This window comes from Arthrobacter sp. MPF02 (assembly GCF_046605375.1).
Lineage (GTDB): Bacteria > Actinomycetota > Actinomycetes > Actinomycetales > Micrococcaceae > Arthrobacter.
The window spans coordinates 1335347-1361189 of record NZ_CP176772.1 but is presented as its reverse complement, the minus strand read 5'-3'; the positions used below and the strand labels follow the sequence as shown (position 1 = coordinate 1361189).

Annotated in this window: 25 protein-coding genes and 2 riboswitches; of the genes, 8 read left to right on the top strand and 17 right to left on the bottom strand. The window is 67.0% G+C overall.

The window, feature by feature from the left end:
* Window positions 1–63: 63 nt before the first annotated feature.
* Complete coding sequence (locus ACLH0K_RS06385; protein WP_411375978.1) at window positions 64–1050, bottom strand: DMT family transporter; 987 nt, start codon at window positions 1048–1050, stop codon at window positions 64–66.
* A 32-nt stretch (window positions 1051–1082) separates the two neighbouring features.
* Between ACLH0K_RS06385 and ACLH0K_RS06380 the strand changes: the two genes are divergently transcribed.
* Entirely contained in the window at window positions 1083–1316 is a 234-nt protein-coding gene (locus ACLH0K_RS06380; RefSeq protein ID WP_411375977.1) for an RNA-binding S4 domain-containing protein, read from the top strand.
* A gap of 53 nt (window positions 1317–1369) precedes the next feature.
* Here ACLH0K_RS06380 and ACLH0K_RS06375 read toward each other — a convergent pair whose 3' ends face one another.
* Window positions 1370–2020: an alpha/beta hydrolase gene (locus tag ACLH0K_RS06375; RefSeq protein ID WP_411375976.1), complete on the bottom strand. Its 651-nt coding sequence runs from the start codon at window positions 2018–2020 to the stop codon at window positions 1370–1372.
* Window positions 2021–2171: 151 nt separating this feature from the next.
* Between ACLH0K_RS06375 and ACLH0K_RS06370 the strand changes: the two genes are divergently transcribed.
* Entirely contained in the window at window positions 2172–2969 is a 798-nt protein-coding gene (locus ACLH0K_RS06370; protein WP_411376420.1) for an SGNH/GDSL hydrolase family protein, read from the top strand.
* 88 nt (window positions 2970–3057) lie between these two features.
* A complete protein-coding gene (locus tag ACLH0K_RS06365; RefSeq protein WP_411375975.1) occupies window positions 3058–3585 on the top strand; it encodes a hypothetical protein in 528 nt (175 codons plus the stop codon).
* A 5-nt stretch (window positions 3586–3590) separates the two neighbouring features.
* Here ACLH0K_RS06365 and metX read toward each other — a convergent pair whose 3' ends face one another.
* Window positions 3591–4706, bottom strand: a complete 1116-nt coding sequence (gene metX, locus ACLH0K_RS06360) for a homoserine O-acetyltransferase MetX (RefSeq protein WP_411375974.1) — start codon at window positions 4704–4706, stop codon at window positions 3591–3593.
* A gap of 12 nt (window positions 4707–4718) precedes the next feature.
* A riboswitch (SAM riboswitch) is annotated at window positions 4719–4835 on the bottom strand.
* A 117-nt stretch (window positions 4836–4952) separates the two neighbouring features.
* Window positions 4953–6269 (bottom strand): bifunctional o-acetylhomoserine/o-acetylserine sulfhydrylase, encoded by a 1317-nt coding sequence (locus ACLH0K_RS06355; RefSeq protein WP_411375973.1) that lies wholly within the window; start codon window positions 6267–6269, stop codon window positions 4953–4955.
* 43 nt (window positions 6270–6312) lie between these two features.
* Window positions 6313–6428: riboswitch (SAM riboswitch) on the bottom strand.
* 165 nt (window positions 6429–6593) lie between these two features.
* Here ACLH0K_RS06355 and ACLH0K_RS06350 point away from each other — a divergent pair.
* On the top strand, window positions 6594–7232 hold the full coding sequence (locus ACLH0K_RS06350) for a VOC family protein (RefSeq protein WP_138136600.1): 639 nt from the start codon (window positions 6594–6596) through the stop codon (window positions 7230–7232).
* A gap of 164 nt (window positions 7233–7396) precedes the next feature.
* Complete coding sequence (locus tag ACLH0K_RS06345; RefSeq protein WP_411375972.1) at window positions 7397–9184, top strand: HNH endonuclease; 1788 nt, start codon at window positions 7397–7399, stop codon at window positions 9182–9184.
* 88 nt (window positions 9185–9272) lie between these two features.
* Here the strand turns inward: ACLH0K_RS06345 and ACLH0K_RS06340 are convergent, their stop codons facing one another.
* The 6 genes from ACLH0K_RS06340 to tdh all read right to left on the bottom strand — a co-directional run bounded on the left by ACLH0K_RS06340 (window position 9273) and on the right by tdh (window position 15651).
* Window positions 9273–10049 carry a CPBP family intramembrane glutamic endopeptidase gene (locus tag ACLH0K_RS06340; RefSeq protein ID WP_411375971.1) on the bottom strand — a complete coding sequence of 259 codons (777 nt, stop codon included), beginning with the start codon at window positions 10047–10049 and terminating at the stop codon, window positions 9273–9275.
* A gap of 62 nt (window positions 10050–10111) precedes the next feature.
* Window positions 10112–10927, bottom strand: a complete 816-nt coding sequence (locus tag ACLH0K_RS06335) for a DeoR/GlpR family DNA-binding transcription regulator (RefSeq protein ID WP_411375970.1) — start codon at window positions 10925–10927, stop codon at window positions 10112–10114.
* Between the two features lie 98 nt (window positions 10928–11025).
* Window positions 11026–12237: an amidohydrolase family protein gene (locus ACLH0K_RS06330; protein WP_411375969.1), complete on the bottom strand. Its 1212-nt coding sequence runs from the start codon at window positions 12235–12237 to the stop codon at window positions 11026–11028.
* Window positions 12238–12248: 11 nt separating this feature from the next.
* On the bottom strand, window positions 12249–13358 hold the full coding sequence (locus ACLH0K_RS06325) for an NAD(P)/FAD-dependent oxidoreductase (protein WP_411375968.1): 1110 nt from the start codon (window positions 13356–13358) through the stop codon (window positions 12249–12251).
* 41 nt (window positions 13359–13399) lie between these two features.
* Complete coding sequence (locus ACLH0K_RS06320) at window positions 13400–14596, bottom strand: glycine C-acetyltransferase (RefSeq protein WP_411375967.1); 1197 nt, start codon at window positions 14594–14596, stop codon at window positions 13400–13402.
* A gap of 8 nt (window positions 14597–14604) precedes the next feature.
* Window positions 14605–15651 carry an L-threonine 3-dehydrogenase gene (gene tdh, locus ACLH0K_RS06315; protein ID WP_411375966.1) on the bottom strand — a complete coding sequence of 349 codons (1047 nt, stop codon included), beginning with the start codon at window positions 15649–15651 and terminating at the stop codon, window positions 14605–14607.
* A gap of 130 nt (window positions 15652–15781) precedes the next feature.
* On the opposite strand from tdh, the gene ACLH0K_RS06310 reads away from it, so the two are divergent.
* Entirely contained in the window at window positions 15782–16693 is a 912-nt protein-coding gene (locus ACLH0K_RS06310; RefSeq protein WP_411375965.1) for a LysR family transcriptional regulator, read from the top strand.
* Window positions 16694–16695: 2 nt separating this feature from the next.
* On the opposite strand, the gene ACLH0K_RS06305 is transcribed toward ACLH0K_RS06310, so the two are convergent.
* The 5 genes from ACLH0K_RS06305 to ACLH0K_RS06285 form a co-directional block, all read right to left on the bottom strand.
* The gene (locus ACLH0K_RS06305; protein ID WP_411375964.1) at window positions 16696–16851 is read right to left on the bottom strand and encodes a hypothetical protein; all 156 of its coding nucleotides are present in this window, start codon (window positions 16849–16851) and stop codon (window positions 16696–16698) included.
* Between the two features lie 378 nt (window positions 16852–17229).
* A complete protein-coding gene (gene gatB / locus ACLH0K_RS06300; protein ID WP_411375963.1) occupies window positions 17230–18738 on the bottom strand; it encodes an Asp-tRNA(Asn)/Glu-tRNA(Gln) amidotransferase subunit GatB in 1509 nt (502 codons plus the stop codon).
* Window positions 18738–20321: an Asp-tRNA(Asn)/Glu-tRNA(Gln) amidotransferase subunit GatA gene (gatA, locus tag ACLH0K_RS06295; RefSeq protein WP_411375962.1), complete on the bottom strand. Its 1584-nt coding sequence runs from the start codon at window positions 20319–20321 to the stop codon at window positions 18738–18740. The genes gatB and gatA overlap by 1 nt, the downstream gene beginning before the upstream one ends.
* Window positions 20322–20324: 3 nt before the next feature.
* A complete protein-coding gene (gene gatC, locus ACLH0K_RS06290) occupies window positions 20325–20621 on the bottom strand; it encodes an Asp-tRNA(Asn)/Glu-tRNA(Gln) amidotransferase subunit GatC (protein ID WP_411375961.1) in 297 nt (98 codons plus the stop codon).
* A 144-nt stretch (window positions 20622–20765) separates the two neighbouring features.
* On the bottom strand, window positions 20766–22223 hold the full coding sequence (locus tag ACLH0K_RS06285; RefSeq protein ID WP_411375960.1) for a CitMHS family transporter: 1458 nt from the start codon (window positions 22221–22223) through the stop codon (window positions 20766–20768).
* A gap of 201 nt (window positions 22224–22424) precedes the next feature.
* On the opposite strand from ACLH0K_RS06285, the gene ACLH0K_RS06280 reads away from it, so the two are divergent.
* Together ACLH0K_RS06280 and ACLH0K_RS06275 are read left to right on the top strand one after the other, a co-directional pair.
* The gene (locus ACLH0K_RS06280; protein WP_411375959.1) at window positions 22425–24131 is read left to right on the top strand and encodes an ATP-binding protein; all 1707 of its coding nucleotides are present in this window, start codon (window positions 22425–22427) and stop codon (window positions 24129–24131) included.
* Window positions 24124–24786: a response regulator gene (locus ACLH0K_RS06275; protein WP_411375958.1), complete on the top strand. Its 663-nt coding sequence runs from the start codon at window positions 24124–24126 to the stop codon at window positions 24784–24786. Before ACLH0K_RS06280 ends, ACLH0K_RS06275 begins: the two co-directional genes overlap by 8 nt.
* A 90-nt stretch (window positions 24787–24876) precedes the next feature.
* On the opposite strand, the gene ACLH0K_RS06270 is transcribed toward ACLH0K_RS06275, so the two are convergent.
* Window positions 24877–25257, bottom strand: a complete 381-nt coding sequence (locus tag ACLH0K_RS06270) for a RidA family protein (RefSeq protein WP_411375957.1) — start codon at window positions 25255–25257, stop codon at window positions 24877–24879.
* A gap of 49 nt (window positions 25258–25306) precedes the next feature.
* Window positions 25307–25810 (bottom strand): N-acetyltransferase family protein, encoded by a 504-nt coding sequence (locus ACLH0K_RS06265; RefSeq protein ID WP_411375956.1) that lies wholly within the window; start codon window positions 25808–25810, stop codon window positions 25307–25309.
* Window positions 25811–25843: the final 33 nt, after the last annotated feature.

The following is a 25843-nucleotide window of genomic DNA, read 5'->3' as shown; positions in this document are numbered from 1 at the left end:
TAGGCACGTCCGGCGGCCGGGCGGGGCGGATGAAGGGGATGCGTAAAAGCTGCGTGTCCTAGACTACCGGCCGCGCCCCCGGAGCGCGCCCCGGGGCCAGGGCAGGGTGGCCAGGATGATCGAAGCGAGGGTCAGGACGGTGCCCAGGACCGTGGCCGGCGCCACGACGCTGCCCGGGGCCGGCAGCGCCACGTCCAGCGCCAGCGAACCCAGCAACTGCCCGGCGATCATGCCCAGCCCGGTCACCAATACCCCCAGGCTCCGGACCAGCAGCGCGCCCAGGCCGATGAACACACAGCCCATGGGCCCGCCCAGGTAGTACCACCACTCTCCCGGCAACGGGTTGCCCGGGCCTGCCACCGCCACCTTGATGCCCAGCGCGGCCCAGAGCACAAGGCTGCCGGCCACGAAGTTGACCAGGGTGGCAGCGATGGGTGTTCCGTAGTGCACGGTTGCCGTGCCGTTCATGGCCTGCTGGAAACTCATCAGGAACCCTGCCGCCAGCGGCAGCAGGAGTGGAACCAGTAGCGCCGCGGGGCCGCCCTCGGCGTTATCGGACCCGGCGAAGCGGGGGGAAACCGCCCAGGCGACAGCCGCGATGGTCAGGACGCAGCCCATGATCCGGATGCCGGTCACCGGCTTTTTCCCGGCGGGGCCTAGCCCCAGCCGGTCCACCAGGAGGCCGCTGACCGTCTGCCCGGTCACGGTGGCTACCGTGAACAGCGCCACGCCAAGGATGGCGATGGTGAAGGACTGGGCGAACACAAAGAGCGCGCCGATCCCGCCGGCCAGGACGTACACGGGCGGGAATGCCCGGGAACGGACGGCCGGGATGATACTTGCCAGCCCGGCACGCCCCCGCGGCAGGAGCAGGGAGATGAGGATCATGACCAGCAGCCCTGTGCTGAAACTCACCACCGCTGCGGCGATGCCGTCGTCCAGCCTGGCACCCAGTGCACCGTTGATCCGGCCCTGGACAGGGATGGCAAGGCCGGCGCCCACCGCCAGCGGCAGGCCTGCGAGGACGGGCAGGCGGGAGGTGGAGGTCATTGAATCCACCCTACGTCAGGCATCATTGCTCTATGAGCAACCCCGTTGACGACGTCCCCATCCGCGACAGCATGATCCGCCTCGGCCAGCTGCTGAAGCTCGCCAACCTGGTGGAGGACGGCGTGGAGGCCACCGAGCTGATCAAGAACGGGCTGGTCAAGGTCAACGGCGAAATAGACGACCGGCGGGGCCGGCAGCTGCGCAATGGCGACACCGTGACCGTCAACAACCAGACCGTCCGCGTGGTGGCGCCCGCGGAAGACTGACGGGGCGCCGTGCCGGACCGGCCCTCCCAACACAGCGGCCGGCGTCGTACTTCCTATTTCTTCAGGACCTCGTGGGTGAGGAACTCGCCCACGTGCCCGATCTCCTGCTGGTTGATGCCGTGCCACATGCCGGTGTACAGCACCTTTGTCAGCTTCACGTGCTTGCGGACCCAGCCCATCGTGTACTCGATCTTGTCCTGGGTAATCACTGGGTCCTGCTGGTCGCGGCCCCAGAACATGGGCACCGTGCCGTCCAGTTCGTCGTCGCGGAAGGAGGGATCGTCCCCGGCGTCCACCACGAAGCCGGACAGTCCGACGACGGCGGCGAAGTCCGTGGGCCGCTGCCGCAGGAGCGTGGTCGCCATGGCCATGCCCATGGAGAAGCCAAGGAGCGAGACGGAGGGGTGGCCCGCCCTGATGGTGTCGATCCAGTCGAGCACGTACTCCGAAGCGCGCTTGACCCGCTCCAGCGAGTAGTCGATGGACGCGCTCAGCGGGAACCAGGTGAAGCCCGGGCCCATGGTGATCGGCGCGCGCACGGAAGCGACGGCGAAGTCCCCCGGCAGCAGGTCCGCCAGGCCCAGCAGGTCCTGCTCGTTGGCTCCGTAACCGTGCAGCATCACCAGCAGCGGCTTGCCGTCGCGCTGGTCTTCCGGATGGGACCACAGGACAACGGGGGCGGGAAATACTTCGGCTTCAGTCATGGTTTCCATTCTTATCAGTTACCCGGAGGTAACAACCTACGTTCGCGTAGCCAGCGAGCCGAAAGGCAGGATAGGGACCGTGACTGACACAAATGCCATCCCAACCCCGCCTGCACGCCCCGGAGCCCACCCCTGGACCCGGTATGTGGCGATGGGAGACTCCTTCACGGAGGGCATCGGCGATCCCGAGCCCTCGAGCCCCGGCGGCTACCGCGGCTGGGCCGACCGGGTGGCTGAGGAACTCAGCCGCAGCCAGCCCGACTTTGCGTACGCCAACCTGGCGGTCCGGGGCAGGCTGCTGCAGCAGATCGTGGACCAGCAGCTGGCGCCCTGTCTGGCGCTGAAGCCGGACCTGGTCACGCTGTCCGCCGGCGGCAACGACCTTATCCGCCCCGGCGGTGATCCGGACGCCCTGGCCGAGAAGCTCGATTCGGTGGTCGGGATCCTGGCGATGGGCGGCGCCACGGTTGTCCTCTTTAACGGACCGGACACCGGGTCCTCCGTACTCAGCAGGATCCGCAGCAAGGTGGCCATTTACAACGAGAACCTGCGTACCGTGGCTGCCCGCCACGACGCGATCATCGCCGACATGTGGTCCCTGCGGCAGCTGGGCGATCCGCAGATGTGGGACCAGGACCGGCTGCATTTCTCCCCGCTTGGCCACCACACCATCGCTGCCATGGTGCTCGACGCGCTGAACGTGGAACACACCCTGGAGCCGCTGCAGCCCAAGCCGCTTCCGCCGCGGACCTGGCGCGAGGCCCGGTCGGGTGACCTGGTGTGGGCGCGCGAGTACTTTGTGCCCTGGGTGCTGCGGCGGCTGCGGCACCAGTCCTCCGGCGACGGCATCACAGCAAAACGCCCGACGCCGGGTCCCGTCTTCGGCCCGGGCGTTCCCCTGGGTTCGGGCGAGGGACCGCTGGGAAGCGCGGAGACGGCACGGCGCTAGCGGCGCCCGTTCTCGGCTGCACGGCTGCGGCGGTCCGCGTGCCGTCCGGCGTTAAGCTTTAACGGACCCCTACGAGAGGTGCAGCACCGTGCTCGACCTGTTTTTCTGGATCATCATCCTGTCACTCCTGATCCCGGTGGCCATGCGGATGTACCGGAAATCCGTGGACCGCAGGAACCAGCAGGGCTTCTCCGGCGGATACCCGGGACAGTTCCCGGGACAGTTTCCCGGCTCCGCCGGGCCGCAGAGCAAGCAGCCGCGGGACGGGTACACGCAGCAGGACTACTTTGCCGGCCCGTTCCGCCGAATCGAACGGCAGCAGCCCCTGCCGCCCAATGAACCACTGCCCGGCCAGCCACTGCCCGGTCAGTACGGGCAGCCGCCGGTGCCACCGGCAGGCGCCGGTTCGTGGGGCCCGCAGGAACCGCCGTTCCAGCAGCCGGAAACCCGGCAGCCCGCTCCCGAACAGCCGGCTGCCCCTGCCACTCCCCCGCCGCCGTCTGCCCCCCAGGGGTACCGTGCCCGCAAGCTCGCCGAGCTGGACCAGCAGTACAGCAACGGTGAATTGTCCGTCGAGGAGTACATGACCCGGCGCGGCGAGATCATGAACGGCTAGGCGGATCAGACCAAGAAGTTGGTGCGGAGCTGGTCTCCCAGCTGCCCGATCTCGGTAAGGAAGCCGTCGTGCCCGATGGGCGCCTCGATGAGGTGCACGTCCACGTTTCCCGGCAGGGCGCGGGCCAGTTCGCGGGACTGCGACGGGAAGTACAGCCGGTCCGAATCCACGGCGGCCACGAAGAAACGGGCTTTGGACCGGGCCAGCGCCGCAGGCAGCGTGCCCCGGCCGCGGCAGACGTCGTGGCTCATGAGCGCCTCGGTGATGGCGATGTAGCTGTTGGCATCGAACCGCTGCACCAGCTTGTTGCCCTGGTGGTCCAGGTAGCTTTCCACCTGGTAGCGCCCGCGCTCCCCCAGGCATTCGGCGCGCAGGGGCGACTCCGGAGCCTGGGGTGCCCGGCCGAACCTCCCCTCCAGCTCCGCCGCTGAACGGTAGGTGATGTGGGCGATGCGCCGGGCCAGGGCCAGGCCCTCCTCGGGGCCGGGTCCGCCGTAGTAGTCGCCGCCGTTGAAGTTGGGGTCCTGGCGGATGGCGAGGGTCTGGGCCTGGGCGAAGGCGATCTGCTCCGCGGTGCTGGCAGCCCCCACCGCGATGACGGCGCAGCGCTGCACCCGTTCCGGGTAGGTGACGGCCCACTCGAGCGCACGGGCACCGCCCAAGGAACCGCCCAGTACCGCGTACCAGCTGCCAATCCCCAACTGGTCGGCCAGCCGCGCTTCCGCCACGGTGCTGTCCCGCAGCGTCACCAGGGGGAAACGGGAACCCCAGGGGGTGCCGTCCGGGGCGGACGACGACGGCCCGGTGGATCCGTAGCAGCCGCCCACGATGTTGATGGACACCACGAAGAACTTGTCCGTGTCCACCGGCGCCCCCGGCCCGGCAAGCTGTTCCCACCAGCCTTCCTCGTCGCTGTCCCCGCGCGTCACGTGGGTGCTGCCCGTGAGGGCGTGCTCGATCAGGATGGCGTTGCTGCCGTCCGCGTTGAGGGTGCCCCAGGTTTCGTAAGCGAGCGTGACATCCGGCAGGTAGCCGCCGGCCTCCAGCTCCAATCCACCGATGGAGGCATAGCGGACAATTCCGTGTTCGGGAACGGTGGTACGGGTGACGGCAACCGTCATGGCAAGACCTCTTCTACGCGCTTGCCCGCCGGCGGAATGACCGGCAGGCCAGGTCTTCACCCGGGGCACCCCACCGCGGAAGGAGGGTTGCCGGCCAGCAAGCCGGGGCTGTCACTGGCACTCATGACCTGGTTCGAGTGTACGAAACAGCACCCGCTCGGGGCCAAGAGTGTGACTGGTTGTGACTTCCCGGCTTGCTGCCCGCCTGACGTGACGCCCGCCGTCGTGCTTTGCTCCTGTGCGGGCTCAAACACCCTTGGCCGCGCGGAAGCCGGCCTCGAGATCGGCCAGGATGTCGTCGATGTGCTCAAGGCCCACCGAGAGCCGGACCAGTCCCGGCGCAACGCCCGCAGCCGCCTGCTGCTCGGGCGAGAGCTGGCTGTGGGTGGTCGACGCCGGATGGATCACCAGGGAGCGCACGTCCCCGATGTTGGCCACGTGCGAGTGCAGTTCCAGGGCGTCCACGAACCGCTTGCCCGCCTCGGCGCCGCCGGCCAGGTTGAAGGCAACGATCGCGCCGGTGCCCTTGGGCCCGTACTTGCGGCCGCGCCCGTACCAGGGGCTGGAGGGCAGGCCTGCATAGGCGACGGATTCGACGTCGTCCCTTCCTTCCAGCCAGCGGGCCACTTCGGTGGCGTTGGCCACATGCCGTTCCACCCGCAGGCTGAGCGTCTCAAGGCCCTGGGAGATCAGGAAGGCGTTGAACGGGGACACCGCGGAGCCAAGGTCGCGCAGGAGCTGGACGCGGGCCTTGAGGATATAGGACAGGTTGGCGCCGAGCGCGCCGCCTTCGCCGAGGTCGCGGCCGTACACCAGCCCGTTGTAGGTGGGGTCCGGGGTGTTGAAGCCGGGGAACCGCTCCGGGTCCTTGCTGAAGTCGAACTTCCCGGAGTCTACGATGACGCCGGCGATGGCGGCGCCATGTCCGCCGAGGTACTTGGTGGCCGAGTGGACCACGATGTCCGCACCCCATTCCAGCGGCCGGATGAGGTAGGGCGTGGAGAGCGTGTTGTCCACGATCAGCGGAACACCGGCTTCGTGGGCTACTTGGGAGATGCCCTCGATGTCCAGGACGTCCTGGCGGGGATTGGAGACCACTTCACCAAAAAACAGCTTGGTGTTGGGCTGGACTGCGCTGCGCCACTGGTCCAGGTTGTCCGGGTCCGCGACAAACGTGACGGAGATGCCGAACTTCTTCAATGTGTGGGCGAACAGGTTGTACGTACCGCCGTAAAGGCTGGGGCTCGCGACGATGTGGTCCCCTGCCTCTGCGATGTTCAGGACCGCGAAGGTTTCCGCAGCCTGTCCCGAGCTGAGGAGCAGCGCCGCGAGACCGCCTTCGAGGCTCGCAATCCGCTGCTCCACCACCTCCTGGGTGGGGTTGCCGATGCGGGTGTATATGGGGGCCAGCTCAGCCAGGGCGAACCGGTTCGCGGCGCTCTCCGCGCTTGGGAAAACGAAGGACGTGGTCTGGTAGATCGGCAGCGACCGGGCACCTGTGGCGGCGTCCGGCTCCTGGCCGACGTGGATCTGGCGGGTTTCGAAAGACCATCCGTTGGACATTCAAGGCTCCTTTGACATGGGCCCGGCATGCTGGGAGCACCACGGGCCGCGCTTGCTCTCCGGCCGTTGCCGGACAGCCAGGTCCTCACCCGGGGCACCCCACCGCGGATGGAGGGTTGCCGGCCAGCTAGCCGGGGCTTGGCGCTGGCGCTCATGACCTGAGCCCAGTGTAGGAACAGGCAATTGCCTCCGGACAGCAATATGACGAACATGGTCCTGTATGTTTCTGCTGTTTAGCGGCACCCTGACCCGGCTGCCATCCGGCCAGATCCAGTAAGGCCACCCTAAGCTGAGAGCCCGATCACAAAGTGCCAAGATGATGGCATGCGCATGGATCATGTCTCTTACGCCTGTGAACACGATGGCCTGGCGGCCACTACCGAACGTATTTCTTCTGCCCTCGGCGTTGAGGCAGTGAAGGGCGGGGTGCACCCCCGGTTCGGAACCCGGAATATGATCATCCCGCTGGCCGGCCACAAGTACCTCGAGGTTGTTGAGGTCCTGGACCACCCGGCTTCGGACAAGGCTCCGTTCGGACAGGCTGTCCGGGCACGCTCCGCCGCCGGCGGTGGCTGGATGGGCTGGTGCGTCGAAGTGGACGACCTCGCCCCCTTTGAGGAGCGCCTTGGACGCTCAGCCGTGAACGGCAACCGGAAGTTTCCGGATGGCCGCGAACTGGTATGGAAGCAGATCGGCATCTTGGGCCTCATCGCGGATCCCCAGGTTCCCTACATGCTCAAGTGGGAGGGCGACCCGTCGCTCCACCCGTCCAATGCCTACGAAAGCAGCATCAAGATGAGCTGCCTCACCATCGCAGGCTCCGCTTCCCGGGTAACAGAGTGGCTGGGTGAACCGGTGGAGAAGCCGCTCGAGGATGTAGCTGTTGAATGGGTTGCCCCGCACGGTACGCCGGGCATCCTGTCGGTCACATTCGAAACCGCCAACGGGGCCGTCACCATCTGACGTCCTTTTGCTTCCCCGATCCTTCCTGGTTGGGGCCGGGCATTTGCCCGGAACATGCTTCGGCCGCTATCAGCGGGTGACAATGGCGTTACCTGCTGATAGCGGCCGAATCTGTATCTGCGGGACGGCCCGAAAATGTCAGTGCCTCCGCCGATGATGTTCCTATGGGAAGCAGCGCGGGAACCCGGACAGGTATGGAGGCAATTCATGCCACCGTTGCTGCTCTGGCCGCGCTTGATGCCGAGGACGCCGCCCTCGCTTCCGGCTCGTCTGGTGCTGTGGCCGGGGACGGCGTCGACGTGTTGCGGCGGGCGTATGAGATTCGGCTTGAACGGATGGGACTGGAGAAGAAGCTGGAGGCCCAGGCAGCGGCCCGGAGGGCCCTGTCCGTGGCCGAAGCCATGGACCTGCAACACGCGATGATCCCGCCGGACGCACCCCTGCACGACCGGACCTACACCGAGATCTCGACTGTGGAAGAGATCGCCGGGATCCTCACCATCAGCCCCGGAGCCGCGTCCGCGTTCGTCGATCAGTCCCGGCAGGTGTGTGCGCTGCCGCCGGTGATGGACGCTTTATCCGTTGGGACGCTCTCGTGGCAGCAGGCACGGATTTTCGCCGACGAAACCGAGTCCCTGGACCACGCGGCTTCTGCTGCTTTGGTGGAGCACTTCCTCGACCCCGAGACGTCCAACCGCGCCCGGGGCTGCCCCGCTACGGGGCTGGTGCCTGCCCGGTTGCGGGCAAGGCTGCGGGGCTGGCGGGAACGCCACCACCCCGAATCGATCGAAAAACGCCACCGCAAAAGCGTGGCAGACCGGCGGGTCGAGTTCACACCGGACCGCGACGGGATGGCCTGGATCTCCGCCTATCTCCCCGCAGACATGGCGCTGGCGATTTCGAACGACCTCACCGCCACAGCCCGCAGTCTCCAAGGACCCAACGAACCCCGCACCCTCACCCAGCTCAAAACTGATGACTTCACCAGACGCCTCCTCACCAGAAGGACAGCCAACACCACCGTCCCGGCCACCGTGTCCTGCCAGGGGGAGGGCGATGCGCAGGAGGATCTCATCGGCCTGGCCACCTTTGTCGGCTCCGATGAACCCGTGACGAACCTCGGCAGCTTCGAAGTCTCCGCAAGCTACAGTGACCACTCGGACCATGTCGAACCGCTAAGCGGAACCATCACGAATCCGGATGCAGGCAAGGTCCCCACACCCCGTGCCGAGGTTCTCGTCACCGTCCCCGTGTTCGCGCTCCTCGGACTCACGGACGAACCCGCTGACCTCGACGGGTACGGACCCATCCCCGCCTCGACGGCCCGCAAACTCCTGACCGGCGGCGCCGAATCCTTCCGCAGGGTCCTGCTCGACCCCAGCGACGGAACACCACTCGAGATCGGGCGCACCAGTTACCGGCTCACCAAAGCGATGAAAAAGGCGTTGCAGCTCCGGGACGGCAAGTGCACCTTTCCCGGCTGCAACAACAACGCCCTGGATAACGAAGCCGACCACCTCACAGCCTGGCAGCACGGCGGAACCACCGGAATCAGCAACCTGGCACAACTCTGCCCCAAACATCACCGCCTGAAACACAACAGCGGCTGGACACCAACATCGGCGACCAAGCATGAGCCGCCAGGTTGGACCTCACCCACCGGCCGCCGCTACCAAGCCGAGCAACCCGACCGCGAACCACCACAATGGCCCCCGGGTATAACTTCGACGGGCGTGGGCTTCCCGCTTAGGGACCCGCTTGAAGGACTCAACAGGCTGCCTTGGTGGGAGGATGACGAGTGCGCCATAACGGACGCCGATATCCCGGATGTCGAAGTGCCCGACGACGCGAGTGATCTCGAATGTGACCTGTCCCAGGACCACTATCCGGAATGGGCAGTCGTGTTTGAGCTGAACAACTCGCGGAGCTTAGTGCCGCGCCCCCAGCCTTAGGTGCTGAAAACCCGGCGGTTCGAGCTGCTGCCCGGGAGCCAACTCAGACCCACTGCAGCCTTTATCCCCTATCGACATGCTCCCGTCGTCAGCCGAGCCCTACTGCCCTTCCGAAAAGGCTGAAGCCCACGAAGGCCACAATGTCGAGAACTGCGTGGGCAATCACCAACGGCATGACCCGCTTCGTCCGGGTGTAGAGCCAGGCGAAAACGATACCCATGACCACGTTGCCGATGAAAGGACCGAACCCCTGGTACAGGTGGTAGGTGCCGCGAAGCAGGGAGCTGACAGCGATGGATAGCGGCACACTCCAGCCGAACTTCCCGAAGCGGTTCATCAGGTAGCCCACCACAATAACCTCCTCCACCACCGCGTGCCGGAGGGCGGACAGAATCAGGACCGGCACCGTCCACCAGTAGGCATCGAGCGCGCTGGGGATGATCGCCGTCGTAATTCCCAGCGCCCTGCCCGCAGCGTAGAGCCCGAGGGAGGGGATGCCGATGAGCGCCGCAAGCCCCATCCCCTGCAAGAGGTCCTTGCCGGGCCGCGCGAAATTGAAGCCAAGCTTCTGGAAGGCGGAGCCCGCGTTGGGCTCGCCGGACACCGCCTGGCGGTGGTCGGTCAGGAAGTAGATCACCAGCAGCACCGGAACCAGGGCAAAGAGGATGTCCAGCAGCTGATAGGTCAGGTCGAAGTACTCGCGCGTGCTCTGCGAGCGGTTCAGCGTGGAGGTGCCTTCCGCCAGTGGCGCCCGGGTCATCTTGTCCAGGAGCTGCACCACGGAGTACACGGCTGACTGGCCCAGGGACAGGCCCAGGACGATCCAGACTTCGAGCTTCAGGCGACGACGGGAAGGAACCAGCATGTACCCATCTTGCCTGCACTTGCTGGAGCAGGCCTGACAGCAGCCACGTATAGTTGCGGGGCTTAGCCGCCGCCAGGAAGCCGCTCCTGCCAGGCCGGCGCGACAATCACTTCCGTGCCGCGGGCTTCAAAGGCAGCCTTGTCCTCGGCGGAAATTCCGGAGTCGGTGATAAGCCGGGTGAAGTCGTAGCCGTCCATGGTGGCGAAGGCCCGGACACCCACTTTGGAGGAATCCGCGATGACGTAGGAAACGCGGGCCCGGCTGGCGAGGAGGGCGTTGACGGAGGCTTCCCCTTCGCCGGTATTGGTGGGACCCACTTCGGGATCGATGCCGTTGACCCCAATGAAGGCGATGTCCAGCACCACCTTCTGCATAATAATGTCCGTATACGGCCCAACCAGCTCGTAGGAGCGCGGGTTGAGGATGCCTCCCGTCACCATCACCTTGATGTTGGGGCGGACAGCCAGTTGCCCGGCGATGTTGATGGCGTTGGTCACCACCGTGAGGGTTGGCTGGTTCGAGGGTGCGTTTAGGTCTTCGCGGGTGGCGAGGATCTGGGCAAGGGCAGTGCTGGTGGTCCCGCCGCACAGGCCGATGACCGCCCCGGGGGCAATCAAAGAAGACGCGGCCCGGGCAATCTGCTCCTTGGCTTCGGCATGGTCGTCCCGGTTGTAGCGGCCTGGAAGGTCGTAGGCCAGCGCACCGGTGGTGGCTCCGCCGCGGGTACGGGTCAGGAGCCGGCGCTTGGCAAGGCTGTCGAGGTCACGCCGGGCAGTGGCCGGTGATACACCGAGGGTACTGACAATTTCGTCGACTTCCACTTGCCCGGTCCGGGCCAGCAGGTCGAGGATGGCGGTCAGTCGGTCGGTCCGGGTCATACAGGTGCCTCTCGGGTACTTCAGCCACCCTTCGGATGACGCTTTCTGATTCTAACAGACAGGAAACAATCAGTTAGCGTCATACAGGAAGCAGTGGGCTACCTCTCCCGGACTCCCGCCCGCCACACAGCGTACGTCAACGGCATGCCGGGCCGGTAAGCGAGATGGGTAGCAGAGGGCGCGTTGAGCATATGCAGGTCCGCCCGGTGTCCGACGGCGATGGATCCCACGGCGCGTTCGCCGTCGGCGTCGCTGCCAGCGTCCCTGTGCAACGCAAGTGCACCGCCATAGGTCGCTGCCCGGACTGCCTCATGCACGCTGAGGCCCATCTGGAGCACGGCAGTGGCAACACAGAAGGCCATGGAACTGGTGTAGGACGTGCCGGGATTGCAGTTTGAGGCAATGGCCACCTGGACCCCGACGTCAAGGAGCGCACGGGCAGGGGCAAGCGGCTGGCGGGTGGAGAGGTCGCAGGCGGGAAGGCAGGTGGCTACTGTTCCCCGCTCCCCCGTGCCGCGCGCCGCGTCCCAGCGTGTCCAGGTACCGGCCAGGGCCTCGACATCCCCCGCTGACAGGTAGTTCACGTGGTCCACGCTGGCCGCGCCGACTTCCACGGCAAGCTGCACTCCCGGGCCTTCGCCCAGCTGGTTGCCGTGCACCCGCAGCCCCAGCCCGGCGTCGCGGCAGGCGAGCAGGACGCGGCGCGACTGCTCGGCCGTGAAGGCGCCTTTCTCACAGAACACGTCGGCCCACTGCACATAGGGCCGGACCGCTGCCAGCATGGGCCCGCACACCAGGTCCGTGTAAGCCTCCGGGTCCTGCCCGGCCGGGACCAGGTGGGCGCCGAGGTATGTCACCTGGTCCGCTGCCGTGGAGGCGATGCGGGCGCTGCGGGCCTCATGCTCCACGTCCAGGCCGTAGCCGGTTTTCGTTTCCAGCCAGGTGGTTCCCTGCGACACCGCCTCCGCCACCCGGCCAAGCGCGAAACGGGTCAGGTCGAAGTCGGACGTGCCGCGGGTGGCTTCCACGGTGACGGCGATGCCCCCGGCGGCGTACTGCTCACCCGCCATGCGCGCCTCGAACTCGGCCGTCCGGTCGCCGGCGAACAGCAGGTGCGTGTGTGAATCCACCCAGCCCGGCAGGACGGAACGGCCGCCGGCATCGACGGCGTCATCCGCGTCGGGTGCCTCGGCTGCTGTCCCGATCCACGCGATCCGCTCCCCCTCGACCACCACCGCCGCGTCCTTGAGGACCCGGTGTTCGAGGTCCTGCGTCATCAGTTCGGCGATATTGGTAATCAGCGTGCTCATGGGACCATTCTTCAGCGCCGGATAGACCATCGAGTGGCCGCCAGTGCCTGCGCTGTCCGGGATTCCGGACTGCCGCCGGCCAGGCTTACGCTGCCGCCGGCCAGGATCTGGTCTGCCGCCAGCTCGGCCATGGCCGACGAGGTCTGGAAGCCGTACCCGCCCTGCCCTGCCAGCCAGTAGAAACCGGAAGCCTCGGCGTCGAAACCGGCCACCGGGACACCATCTGCAGCCTCGGTGCGGAGCCCGGTCCAGGCCCTGCGCACCGTGGTGATGCCGAAAGTCGTCACCTGGTTGAGCCGCCCAATCAGGCGTTCCACGTCCCCGGGACGGGGGCGGGCATCCTCCGGGCCGCTGGACACGTGCTCAGAGGGCGAGATGAGCACATCGTCGCCCTCGCGGCGGAAGTAGAACGTGTTGTCCGCTGCCGCCACCATGGGCGTTTGTTCCGGGAGCGGGCGTTCGACGGCGGCAATCGCCGCAGTGCGCCGGTACGGCTGCAGCCCCAGCTTCTCCACGCCGCTGATGACGGCGAGTTCGTCAGCCCAAGCTCCGGCGGCGTTGACGAGCACGCCGGCCAGGAAAGCCTCGGTCCCCGCGCCCACCTCCCAGCCGGAGCCCAGCCGTTGCGCGGAGTGGACCCGGGCACCGGTGAAAATATCCAGCCCGGCCGCCACTGCGCGCTGCCGGTGGTCCGCCAGCAGGAGGGGGGCGTCGCAGCCGAAGGAGCCGGTGTCCAGGCCGGCTGCGGCGAATGCGTCAGGAACAAGTGCCGGGCAAAGCTCCAGGGCCTCGGCATGCGTGATGGGCTGCATCGATCCGCTGGCTTCCGCCGCCACGTCGGCTTCGCTGCCGATCAGCATGAAACTCCGCGGCGTCAGGACGGGGGCAGGAAGCTCGGCATCGCGGGCCGCGATCAGTTCGAGGGTACGGACCGTCAGCTCCTGCACCACGGGTGGGCCGTAGCTGGGGATGAGCTGGCGGGCCGAGCGGGAGGACGTGTGGTACGCAAGCTCCTGCTCGGCTTCCACCAGCGCCACGCTGCATTTGCCGGCCAGCGCGGAGGCAAGGGACAGTCCGGCAATTCCGCCGCCAACAATCAGGACATCGTAATGTTCGGCCATGCCTTCATCCTTACAGAGTCATGCCACGCCCCGGACCCCGCTCAGCCTGCCACCTCGGCGCGGCTGGCGACGAAGGCATTGACGCAAGCTTCGACGTCGTCCGCTGAATGCGCCGCAGACAGCTGCACCCGGATGCGCGCGGCACCCCGCGGAACCACGGGAAAGCTGAAGGCGGTGACAAAGACGCCGTGCTGCAGCATCCGGTCGGCCACCTTGGCGGCCAGGACGGCGTCGCCGAACATCACCGGAACAATCGCGTGTTCGCCAGGCAGCAGCTCAAACCCCTCTTCCGTCATGCGGCGGCGGAACAGGGCGGCGTTGTCGAACAGCTGCCGGCGCAATTCGGCCGAGTTCTGTACCAGGTCAAGGGCCTTGATGGTGGCCGCAACGATGGCCGGCGCGAGCGAGTTTGAGAACAGGTAGGGGCGGGCCTTCTGCCGCAGCATGGCCACCACCTCGCCGCGGCCGGAGACGTAGCCGCCGGAGGCCCCGCCCAAAGCCTTGCCGAACGTGCCGGTGTAGATGTCCACCCGGTTGGAAACGCCGGCATGTTCGGGCGTGCCCGCGCCGGTGGCGCCCATGAAGCCCACGGCATGGGAATCATCCACCATCACCAGGGCGTCGTACTTTTCCGCCAGGTCGCAAATGGCTTCCAGCGGGGCAAGGTAGCCGTCCATCGAGAACACGCCGTCGGTGACGATGATCTTCCGGCGGGCATCCCTGGCCTCCACCAGCTGGGCCTCGAGGTCCGCCATGTCCTGGTTCGCGTACCGGTAGCGCCGGGCCTTGCACAGGCGGATGCCGTCAATGATGGAGGCGTGATTGAGGGCGTCGGAGATGACAGCGTCCTCCGGCCCGAAGAGGGACTCGAATACGCCGCCGTTGGCATCGAAGCAGCTGGAGAACAGGATGGTGTCCTCGGTGCCCAGGAAGCGGGAAACCCGGGACTCCAGTTCCAGGTGCAGGTCCTGCGTGCCGCAAATGAACCGGACACTGGCCATGCCGAATCCCCGGTCATCCATGGCGGCCTTGGCTGTGCTGATGATGTCCGGGTGGTCGGCAAGTCCCAGGTAGTTGTTGGCGCAGAAGTTCAGCACGCCGGAGCCTGGCGCGCCGATCTGCCCTGCGGTGATGTGGCTGGACTGCGGGGAGCTGATGCTCCGCTCATTCTTGTAGAGTCCGGCGCTGCGGATCTCTTCCAGCTCGCTGCGCAGCTGGTCCTTGATCGAGGTGTACATACCGTTCCTTAGAGTTGGGTCCAGTCGAGGACTACTTTGCCGCCCGTGCCGCTGCGCGCGATTTCAAAGCCCTTTTCCCAGTCCCCGGCGGGCAGCATATCCGTGACGACGGCTGAAATTCCCGCGTGAAGCACCGGGTTGGAGGAGAGCATGGCGCTCATGGCGTACCAGGTCTCGTACATTTCCCGCCCATAGATGCCCTTGAGCGTCAGCATGTGCGTGACCACCTTGCCCCAGTCAATGGTGATGTCCTGGCTGGGCAGACCGAGCATCGCAATCCGCCCGCCGTGGTTCATGTTGTCAATCATCTCGGGAAGGGCGGCGGGATGGCCGGACATCTCCATGCCCACGTCGAACCCCTCGCGCATGCCCAGTTCCTGCTGCGCGTCCCGGACCCGGGTGGTGGAGACGTCGATGGCCAGGTCCGCCCCCAGTTTCCGGGCCAAATCCAGGCGCGGGCGGGAGACATCCGTAACGGCGATCTTACGGGCACCGGCATGCCGCGCGACGGCGATAGCCATCAGTCCGATGGGCCCGGCACCCGTGATCAGCACGTCCTCACCGACGAGCGGGAAGCTGAGGGCCGTGTGTACCGCGTTGCCGAAGGGGTCGAAGATGGCGCCGAGTTCCGGCGTCACGGACGGATCATGGTGGACCCAGACGTTGGTCTCGGGGATGACGACGTACTCGGCGAACGCACCGTCCCGCTGCACCCCGACGCTGACCGTATGGATGCACATCTGGCGGCGGCCCGCCCGGCAGTTCCGGCAGATGCCACAGACCACATGCCCCTCGCCGGACGCCCGGTCGCCGACCTTCACGTCGCGGACGTCCTTGCCCACTTCCACCACTTCACCGTAAAACTCGTGGCCGGCGATCAGAGGTGCCTCGATGATGCCCTTCGCCCAGGAGTCCCAGGACTGGATGTGGAGGTCCGTGCCGCATATTCCCGTGGTCATGACCCGGATTTTGACGTCCGCGTGTCCAGGCACTGGTTCCGGCCGGTCCACCAGTTCAAAGCCGGCCTGTGGGCCTGCCTTGTACAAAGCCTTCATTGGCTTCCTTACTACTTGTCACGTCTGCGGCAGGTGCTGCCCTCCTCATTACAGCCCCCCGGAAGCATTAGCACAACCGGGATTTTCTCAATCGACGATGAAGCCGGAGCTTATGCATACACTGTCTCCCATGGAGATCCACCAGCTTGAAATCCTTCGCGAACTAGGGGCCCTGGGCAGCGTCAAGGCGGTCGCCGAAACGCTCATGGTCACGCCGTCCGCCGTCTCGCAGCAGCTTGCCCTGCTGCAGCGCGGTGTTGACGTCCCGCTGACCCGGAAGGAAGGCAGGAACCTTGTGCTCACGGACGCGGGACAGGTGCTGGCGGACGCAGGTGCCGCGGTCGTCAGCGCCATGGCCGACGCCAGGAGCGCTATCGGCAGCTACCACGGCGCGGCAGGCGGGAGGGTGACGCTGTCCGGTTTCCACAGCGCGGGCCAGGCCGTGTTTGCCAAGCTGGCCCGGGTCCTCGACGCGCCCGGGCAGCCGCGCGCCGAATTCACGGACGAGGACGTGGCGCAGCATGATTTCCCGGGGCTGACGGCGCGGTATGACCTGGTGCTTGCGCACCGGATGGACCACAGCCCGCGCTGGCCGGCCGAACGGGTCACAGTGATTCCGTTGCTGCACGAACCGTTGGACGTCGCACTGCCGGCCGGGCATCCGCTCGCTGCCCGGCCGGCGGTCACGGCGGAGGACGTGGCCGGCGAAGCCTGGGTGACCAGCCACACCGGGTACTCCCCCGCGGATGTGCTCTCCGCCGTCGCCGCCGTTTCGAGCCGGGAACTGAACATCGTCCACCGCATCAACGACTACTCCACGGTGGCTGCCCTTGTGGCAGCGGGTGGCGTGGCGGGTCTGCTTCCCCGGTACACGGCGGGCCCCGTCATGCACCCGGACATCGTGCTCCGGCCCCTGGAAGGCATCAGCACCCGCCGCCGCATCGACCTGCTGGCCCGGCCGGAAAACCTGAAGCGGCGGGCTGTGCTGACGGTGTGCGAGGCGCTGCAGGACATCATGGCCGGGCTGGTCAAACAGGGCTGAAGCTACTTTTCGGGACCCCTGCCCTGTCCATGGGCCTTCCCGGGCCCGTGTCCGTGTCCGTTGCCCCGGCCCAGCCCCAGCCCGGGAACGTCCCCGGCGCCTTCGGCGAACCTCTCCGCCGCAACCTGGCCGTCCTTCTTCAGCCCGGAAATCCGCACCGCTTCACCCGTGGTGATGTCAGCGATGGTTCCGTCTTCGGGCCTGATCCGCTTGCCGTCGTCGCCCGTTCCCGGCGCCTTGGTGATCTTGGTGCTGCCTCTTCACCACACTTTCGCTGTGCTGCAGCCGTGGCCGCTGGGCTTGGGCGGGCTTGGCTGGTTCTGCAGTGGCATCGCGGTCCCTTTCGCGTGGCTGGCCGGGGCCGGTTGCGCGAACCTGGCCCCGTGCGCTCAAGTGTAGGACCGCGCTCCGACGCTGAACATAAGTACTTTTGAAGCAATGGCACCTGAGTACTTAAAGCCCAACTGGGTCGCAAATAACGTCCTGAAAACGCGGTTTCGCGACGTTAACTGCGACCCAGTTGGGTGCGAAGGCGGCTAGGCGGTGACGCCCAGCTTTTCCAGGATCAGTTCCCGGACCCGGCCGGCGTCGGCCTGGCCGCGGGTGGCCTTCATGACCCCGCCCACGATGGCGCCGATGGCCTGCACCTTGCCGCCTCGGATCTTGTCCGCGACGTCGGGCTGCGCGGCGAGGGCGGCGTCGATGGCTTCCAGCAGGGGGCCGTCGTCGGACACGACGGCGAGGCCGCGCTTTTCGACGATCCCTGCCGGGGTGCCTTCGCCGGCGAGCACGCCGTCCAGGACCTGGGAGGCCATCTTGTTGTTGATCTTGCCGTCCTCCACCATTTTGGCGAGCTCCACGATGGTGGCCGGCTGGACGCCCAGTTGGCCGGGGTCGACGTCCGCGGCCTTGGCCCGGCCCACGATCTCGCCCATCCACCACTTGCGCGCCACGGACGCCGAGGCACCGGCGGCGATAGTTTCCTCGATCTCGTCCAGGACGCCGGCGTTCACCACATCGCGGAATTCGAGGTCGGAGTAGCCCCAGTCGGCCTTGAGGCGCTTGCGGCGCTCGGCCGGCGGCTCAGGCAGGCTGGCACGCAGTTCCTCCACCCATTCCCGGGACGGAACCACGGGAACCAGGTCCGGTTCCGGGAAGTAGCGGTAGTCGTCGGCGTCGGACTTGGCGCGGCCGGAGGTGGTGGTGCGGGTGTCCTCGTGCCAGTGCCGGGTTTCCTGGATCACCGGCTCGCCGGCGTCGAGGACGGCGGCGTGGCGCTGGATCTCGTAGCGGACCGCGTGTTCGACGGCGCGCAGCGAGTTCACGTTCTTGGTCTCGGAGCGGATGCCGAACCGTTCACGGCCGTGCGGCCGCAGGGAAACGTTGGCGTCGCAGCGGACGTTGCCGCGCTCCATCCGGGCGTCGGAGACCCCGAGGTTCTTAACGATTTCGCGGATGGCCGCCACGTAGGCCTTGGCAAGCTCGGGTGCGCGGGAACCGGCACCCTGGATGGGCTTGGTGACGATTTCCACCAGCGGCACGCCGGCGCGGTTGTAGTCCACAAGGGAGAAATCGGCGCCTTGGATGCGTCCGGTGGCGCCGCCCATGTGAGTGAGCTTGCCGGCGTCCTCTTCCATGTGCGCGCGTTCGATTTCCACCCGGAACACGGTGCCGTCCTCGAGTTCAACGTCCAGGTAGCCGTCGTACGCGATGGGCTCGTCGTACTGGGAGGTCTGGAAGTTTTTGGGGGTGTCCGGGTAGAAGTAGTTCTTCCGGGCGAAGCGGCAGGATTCGGCAATCTTGCAGTTGAGCGCCAGGCCTATCTTGATGGAGGACTCAACAGCGGTCCTGTTTACCACCGGCAGGACGCCCGGCATGCCGAGGTCAACTTCGTTGACGTTGGTGTTGGGCTCGTCACCAAAGACGTTGGGGGCGGAGGAGAACATCTTGGTCCTGGTGTTGAGTTCCACGTGGACCTCGAATCCGAGCACGGGGTCGTACTTCTCCATGGCCTCTTCGAAACTGAGGATGGTGTCGGTAGTCATTATTTTGCCTCCTGGGTTTCGAGGGCGGGCGCATCGACAAGCTCAACCAGCGAAGGGGCCTGGGCCAGCAGCGGACCGCCCCACTTGGCCTCCAGCAGCGACTCCAGCACGGCGCCGACGCGGTAAAGCCGCGCGTCCTCCCGGGCGGGCGCCAGCAGCTGGATGCCCACGGGCAGCCCGTCCTCGTCAGCAAGTCCGCCGGGCAGGGACAGGCCGGGAACGCCGGCGAGGTTGGCCGGGATGGTGGCGACGTCGTTCAGGTACATGGCCAGCGGGTCGTCCAGCTTTTCGCCGAGGCGGAACGCCGTGGTGGGCGCCGTGGGCGAAATCAGGACGTCGGCCACCGTGAAGGCGGCGTCGAAGTCCCGCTGCACAAGCGTGCGGACCTTCTGCGCGGAGCCGTAGTAGGCGTCGTAGTAGCCGGCACTCAGGGCGTAGGTGCCCAGGATGATGCGGCGCTTGACTTCGTCGCCGAAGCCGGCGGCGCGGGTGGCACCCATGACGCGTTCGATGGTCATGGGCCCGTCCTCGGGGAGGACGCGCAGGCCGTACCGGACGCCGTCGAACTTGGCCAGGTTGGAGGACGCCTCCGAGGGCATGATCAGGTAGTAGGCGCCCAGGGCGTACTGGAAGTTGGGGCAGGACACCTCAACGATTTCCGCACCGGCTTCCCGCAGCAGTTCCAGGGAATCGTTGAAGCGGTTTTCGACGCCGGCCTGGTAGCCCTCGCCGTGCAGTTCCTTGATGATGCCGATCCGCATGCCCTCGACGTTGCCGGTCCTGGCCGCGGCCACGAGGTCCGCAAGCGGGTCCGGCAGGGAGGTGGAGTCGCGGTCGTCGTGCCCGCCGATGACCTGGTGCAGGAGCGCGGAGTCCAGGACGGTCCGGGACACCGGGCCGATCTGGTCCAGGGAGGAGGCCATGGCGATGGCGCCGTAGCGGGACACGCTGCCGTAGGTTGGCTTCACTCCCACTGTGCCGGTGACGGCGCCGGGCTGGCGGATGGATCCGCCGGTGTCCGTGCCGAGGGCCAGGGGTGCCTCGAAGGCAGCGACGGCGGCAGCGGACCCGCCGCCGGAACCGCCGGGGATGCGGTCCAGGTCCCAGGGGTTGCGGGTGGGGCCGTACGCCGAGTGTTCCGTGGAGGAGCCCATGGCGAACTCGTCCAGGTTGGTCTTGCCCAGGATGGGCATCTTCGCGGCACGGAGCCGCTCCACCACGGTGGCGTCGTAGGGGCTGTGCCAGCCTTCGAGGATCTTCGAGCCTGCGGTGGTGGGCTGGCCGATGGTGACGATGAGGTCCTTGACCGCGACGGGCACGCCGGCCAGGTAATGCAGGGCGTCGGCTTCAGGGCCTCCGGCGGCGCGGATGGCGTCCACCTCGGCCGCCACGGCGAGCGCCTCCTCGGCGTTGACGTGCAGGAACGCGTTGACGCCGCGTTCGCCGCCATCCACTTCGGCGATGCGGTCCAGGTGCGCCCGGGTGACGTCGACGGCGGTTACCTCGCCGGCGCGAAGCTTCTCGGCGAGCTGCGCTGCGGACAGGCGGATCAGGCTCTGGGCGGTGGTGTTCTGTTCAGTCATGTTCTAGTCCTCATCCAGGATTGCCGGGACCTTGAAGCGGTTGTCGTCGGAGTCGGGTGCCCCGGAAAGTGCCTGCTCGGCCGTGAAGGTGTGGCCCACCACGTCCTCGCGGAAGACATTGTGGAGCGGGATGGGGTGGGACGTTGCCGGGACGTCATCGCCGGCTGCCTGACTGACGGATTTGACCGCATCAACGATGACGGCGAGTTCCCCTGCCATCCTGTCCAGCTCTTGGTCACTCATCTCAATGTGAGCGAGCCGCGCGAGGTGCGCGACGTCGTCACGGTTGATCGCAGCCATGGATCTCCCCTGCAAAGTTCGGATTGGTTTCCGGTCCATTCTAGTGGGGAACAAAGATGCCCGTCTGACGGCCCCCAGCGGGCGTCAGACGGGCACCTTCATGCCGGGGTCCCGGCCGGAGCAGGGACCGCAGGCAGCTACAGACTAGCCGATACCGATGGCTCCAGTCAGCATGCCGATTCCCAGCATTACCAGGGACACCACGGCGCTGCGCCACAGCACCTTCTTGTGGTGGTCGCCCAGGTCCACCTTGGCGAGGGAGACCAGCAGCAGGATGGCCGGAACCAGGGGGCTCTGCATGTGGAACGGCTGGCCGGTGATGGAGGCGCGGGCCATGTCCGCGGCGCTGATGCCGTAATGGGCTGCGGTTTCGCTGAGGACCGGCAGGACCCCGAAGTAGAAGGCGTCGTTGCTCATGAAGAACGTCATGGGGATGCTGAGGACGCCGGTGATGACGGCCAGGAGCGGTCCCATGCTGGAGGGGATGATCTGGACCAGCCAGGCGGACATGGCTTCCACCATGCCCGTGCCGGTCAGGACGCCGGTGAGCACCGACGCTGCCATGACCATGCTGACGACGGCGACGATGGACGGGGCGTGCGCCACCAGCTGGGTGCCCTGGTCCTTGACGTTGGGGAAGTTCACCAGCAGGGCGATGGCTGAACCCACCATAAAGACGTAGGGCAGCGGCACGAGGTCGGCGATGAGCATGCCCATCACGGCGACGGTCAGCACCAGGTTGAACCAGAACAGCTTGGGCCGCAGGGTGCTGCGGTTGGGGTCCAGGGCGGTGTCCGCCATCGCGGTGTCGCTGTCGTCGACCAGGGTTTCGGGGCGTTCCAGGACGGCCACGCCGCCGGCGGGAGCGCCGGTTCCGGAGGTGCGTGTCGTTCCCCGGCCGGTGCCGGACCCGCCTGCTGAGCCGGCGGAAGCGCCGCCGTCGAACCCTTCAGCGGTATCCGGGACTCCCCAGATCTCAGGGGCAGTGGCACGGAGGCGGTTGCGCTCCTGCAGGCCCAGCAGCCAGGCGAAGGCAAGGACGACGGCGATGCCGCCGAGCAGTGACGGAAGCATGGGGACGAACACGTCGTTGACGTCGATGCCCAGGGCCGTTGCGGCACGGGCTGTGGGGCCACCCCACGGGACGATGTTCATGGTGCCGTTGGCAAGGCCGGCCACGCAGGTGAGGACAACCGGGCTCATCTTCAGCCGCAGGTAGATCGGCAGCATGGCGGCGGTGGTAAGGATGAAGGTGGTGGAGCCGTCACCGTCCAAAGACACGGCGGCGGCCAGCAGGGCTGTGCCGAGGACCACCTTCGCGGGGTCGTTGCCCAGCTTGCGGAGGATGAACTTCACCAGCGGGTCGAACAATCCGACGTCGATCATCAGCCCGAAGTAGATGATGGCGAACATCAGCAGGGCAGCGGTGGAGGTCATGGACTTCATCGAGTCCAGGACCATGTCCCCGATACCCAGGCCGGCACCGGCGAACAGTCCGAAAACGGTGGGGACGATGATCAGCGCCAGCACTGGCGTCAACTTTTTCGTCATGATCAGCACCATGAACACCGCGATCATGGCGAAACCAAGTATTACCAGCACAGCCGGCTCCTTCTTGTGAACGGCACCACAGCGTTGTGATGCGTGCTACAGACTGTAGGGTGGCGGCGGTCACGGCAGTGCCTTTGGCTCAATTGATTGGCATACTGCTTATTGGGAGCATTTTGCTCATTCTGCTCACAGGGCATTGCCCCCGTCCCGCGGTCCCCTTGTGGCCGTAAGGGCAGCACATCAAGGAGGATCATGCAGCGCACCGCGCCCCGTCCGCCGCTGCGGTTCTCCACCCAGACACTCCTCCTGCAGCTGGCCGTTGTGCTGCTGGTGGTGCTGCTCAGCGCCGCAGTCCACGCCTGGCTGACCTACGACCGGGTGGGCAGCGAAGCCGAGAACCGTGCACTCACCCTAGCCCGCACCGTGGCGTCGGACCCTTCCGTGCGGGCGGATGTGCTGGCCATCAGCCGGCAGGAGGGCACTCCCCCGCCGTCGGAACTGGCGGCCGGCCCGCTGATGCAGGAAGCCGAGGCTGCCCGGATCCGCACCGGGGCGCTCTTCGTCGTTATTACCGACGAAACAGGCCTGCGGCTGGCGCATCCGGATCCGCTGCGGCTGGGCGAGAAAGTAAGCACGGACCCGTCCGAGGCGCTGGCGGGGCGCGAGGTGACCACCCGGAACACCGGAACGCTGGGCCCCTCGGCAGGCGCGAAGGTACCTGTCTACGCCCCGGACAGCACCAGCGTGGTGGGTGAGGTGAGCGTGGGCTACTCGATGGAAACGGTGGGCCAGAGCGTGGCCCGCGACATCGGTCCCGTTGCCATGACGGCCGCCGGCGCCCTCCTGGCCGGCGTTCTGGGGTCCTTCCTGCTGCGCCGCCGGCTGCAGCGCCTCACGCTCGGGCTCGAACCCGAGGAGATCAGCACCCTGGTCCACGACCAGGTGGCGGTGCTGCAGGGGGTGGACGACGGCGTCATCGGCGTGAGTGCCGACGGCCGGATCAGCGTGTTCAACGCCGCCGCGCAGCGACTGCTGGGCCTTCCGGACCTGGCCGGCACGGCTTGGGAAAACGCACCGGTCCCTGACCAGCTGAAGGTTCTGACCCGGCCCGGCACCTCCGGCGGCGAAGCCCAGGAGCTGGTGGCCGGCGGCCGGGTGCTGGTGGCCAACGCCCGCAAGGCGCTGCACCGGCGGGAGGACCTGGGCTGGGTGGTTATGCTCCGCGACCGCACCGAGCTCCAGGAGCTGACCCGCCAGCTGGACGCGGTGGGGACCATGTCCACCGCGCTGCGCGCCCAGCGGCACGAGTTTGCCAACCAGCTGCACACGCTGGCAGGGTTCATGAGCATCGGCCAGCACGGGCAGGCCCGCGAGTACCTGGCGCAGCTGGTGGCCACCGGCCCGCTGAAGTTCCCCGTGGAGCAGGTGGAGCTGCTGCAGGACCCGTACCTGCAGGCCTTCGTGGGAGCAAAAGGCGTGGAAGCAGACGAACGCGGAGTCGCCCTCCGCATCGGGCCCGAGACCCTGGTCCGCGGCCAGGTCACCGAAGCCCAGGACGTCACCACGGTGCTGGGCAACCTCCTCGACAACGCGGTCAACGCCGCCGTGGCCGGGTCTTCCGGGGACCGCTGGGTTGAGCTGGAAGTGCTGGACGAGCCGGGCGACGACGGCGGCACCCTGCACGTGGTGGTCGCCGACTCGGGAGACGGGCTGGCTGAGGGGACGGACGCGGAGCAGGTCTTCGCAGAAGGCTTCACCACCGCCACCGGCCCTGTGCGGGCAGGTGGCGGGCAGGGCTTCGGGCTGGCCCTGGCACGGCAGCTGGCCCGGCGCCGCGGCGGGGACGTGAAAGTCCTGGACCGGGGCAGCCCGGGTGGGCCGGGCGCGGTTTTCATGGCAACTTTGCCGCACACAACAGCCGGAAGCGCTTCGAGGAAGGGAAACGACAACGATGGCTGAGGATTTCCGGGTCCTGATCGTGGACGACGATTTCCACGTCGCCAAGCTCCACGCCGCGTACGTGGATTCGGTGGCGGGTTTCCTGGCGCTGGCCCCGGTGGGCACGGCCTCTTTGGCACTCCAGGCCATCCACAGCCTGCGCCCGGACCTGGTGCTGCTGGACGTCTACCTGCCGGATGCCTCCGGCCTGGACCTGCTCCAGCAGCTGGACGTGGATACGGTGATCCTGAGCGCGGCCTCGGACGCCGTGTCCGTCCGGACAGCCTTCCGCCGCGGCGCCCTGGGCTACCTGCTGAAGCCGTTCACGTCGGACGGGCTGTCGCAGCAGCTGCGGTCCTACGCGAGGTACCGGCGCGTGCTGGCCCAGCCCGGCGCGCTGAACCAGGAGGCCGTGGAACGGGCAAAACGGTCGCTGATCCCGGGTGACGTCACGCCGTCGGCCAAGCCGCGCTCAGCCACCGAGGCGGCCGTGCTGGAATCCCTGGTGCCCGGCGAGCAGTATTCGGCGGCCGAGGTGGCCGCCCGCGTGGGAGTGTCCCGGGCGACCGCGCAGCGCTACCTGTCCTCGCTGGCGGACGACGGCGCCGTCGACATCCAGCTGCGGTACGGGACAACGGGCAGGCCGGAACACAGGTACGGCCTGCCCGCAGGGTGAGGGCTGAATGACTAAGAACGCGGAACAGGTATCCGGAAGCGTGCGTCTAAGTGAGGCACGCGCGAGCACGCGGAGGATGCCTGTTTCACGTTATGCGCTCTTCTGGGCCACGAGCTCGATCTCGACGAGCATCCTGGGGTCCAGGAACGGCAGCACGTGCACCAGGGACAGGGTGGGGCGGATGTCGCCGAAGACTTCGCCGTGGGCCCGCCCTGCTTCTTCCCACTTGCTGATGTCCGTCAGGTACAGCTTGGACTGGACAACGTCCTCGAAGCTGAAGCCCGCGTCCGCAAGGACCTTGCCAAGCTTCTGCAGGATGTACTGGGTCTGGGTGTAGAAGTCGTCGCCTACTATGCCTTCTTCACCGCTGGCAGCGGTGGCGGAGATGTAGAGTGTGTTGTCCACCTGGACGGCACGGGAGTAGCCGAGGGTTTGTTCCCAGACGGAGCCGGTGCCGAAGGTCTTGCGCATGGTGGGGCCTTTCAAAGCTGGAAGAGGGTCGCCCACCACTGTAGGACTGCTACAGGTCCAGCCGGTAAACCAGCAGTTTTGTGTCGGTTCCGGGTACGAACCAGTCCCGTTCCGGGACACGCCGGAAGCCGTTCTTGCGGTACAGGCCATGCGCGCTTTCCCAGCTGGCGCCGGTGGTGAGCGCGATTCCGTTAACACTCGGCAGGGACCGGGCATAACTCACGATAGCGTGCACCATCGCCTGCCCTGCTCCGCTGCGCTGCACTGCCGGATCAACGACGAGCATGCGGAATTCGAGCTCATCGTGCAGGGCGATGTCCGCGTACGGCTCGCCTGCCAGGGCCAGGGTCACCGAACCGACCACCGCGCCGCCCCGTTCCGCCACCCAGATGGTGGCCTGCCCGGCCCGCAGCGCAACGTCCTGGATCTTGCGCATGTACGGGTGCGCGGCGTCGTCGAAGTAGCCCGCAGCGAGGTAGGAATCGCGTGTGATGCGGGCAACGGCGTCGTAGTCTGCCTTGACGGCGGGACGGATGGTGATCTGCGGCTGCACCCGACAATGGTAGTGGTACCGGCCGGTAGCATC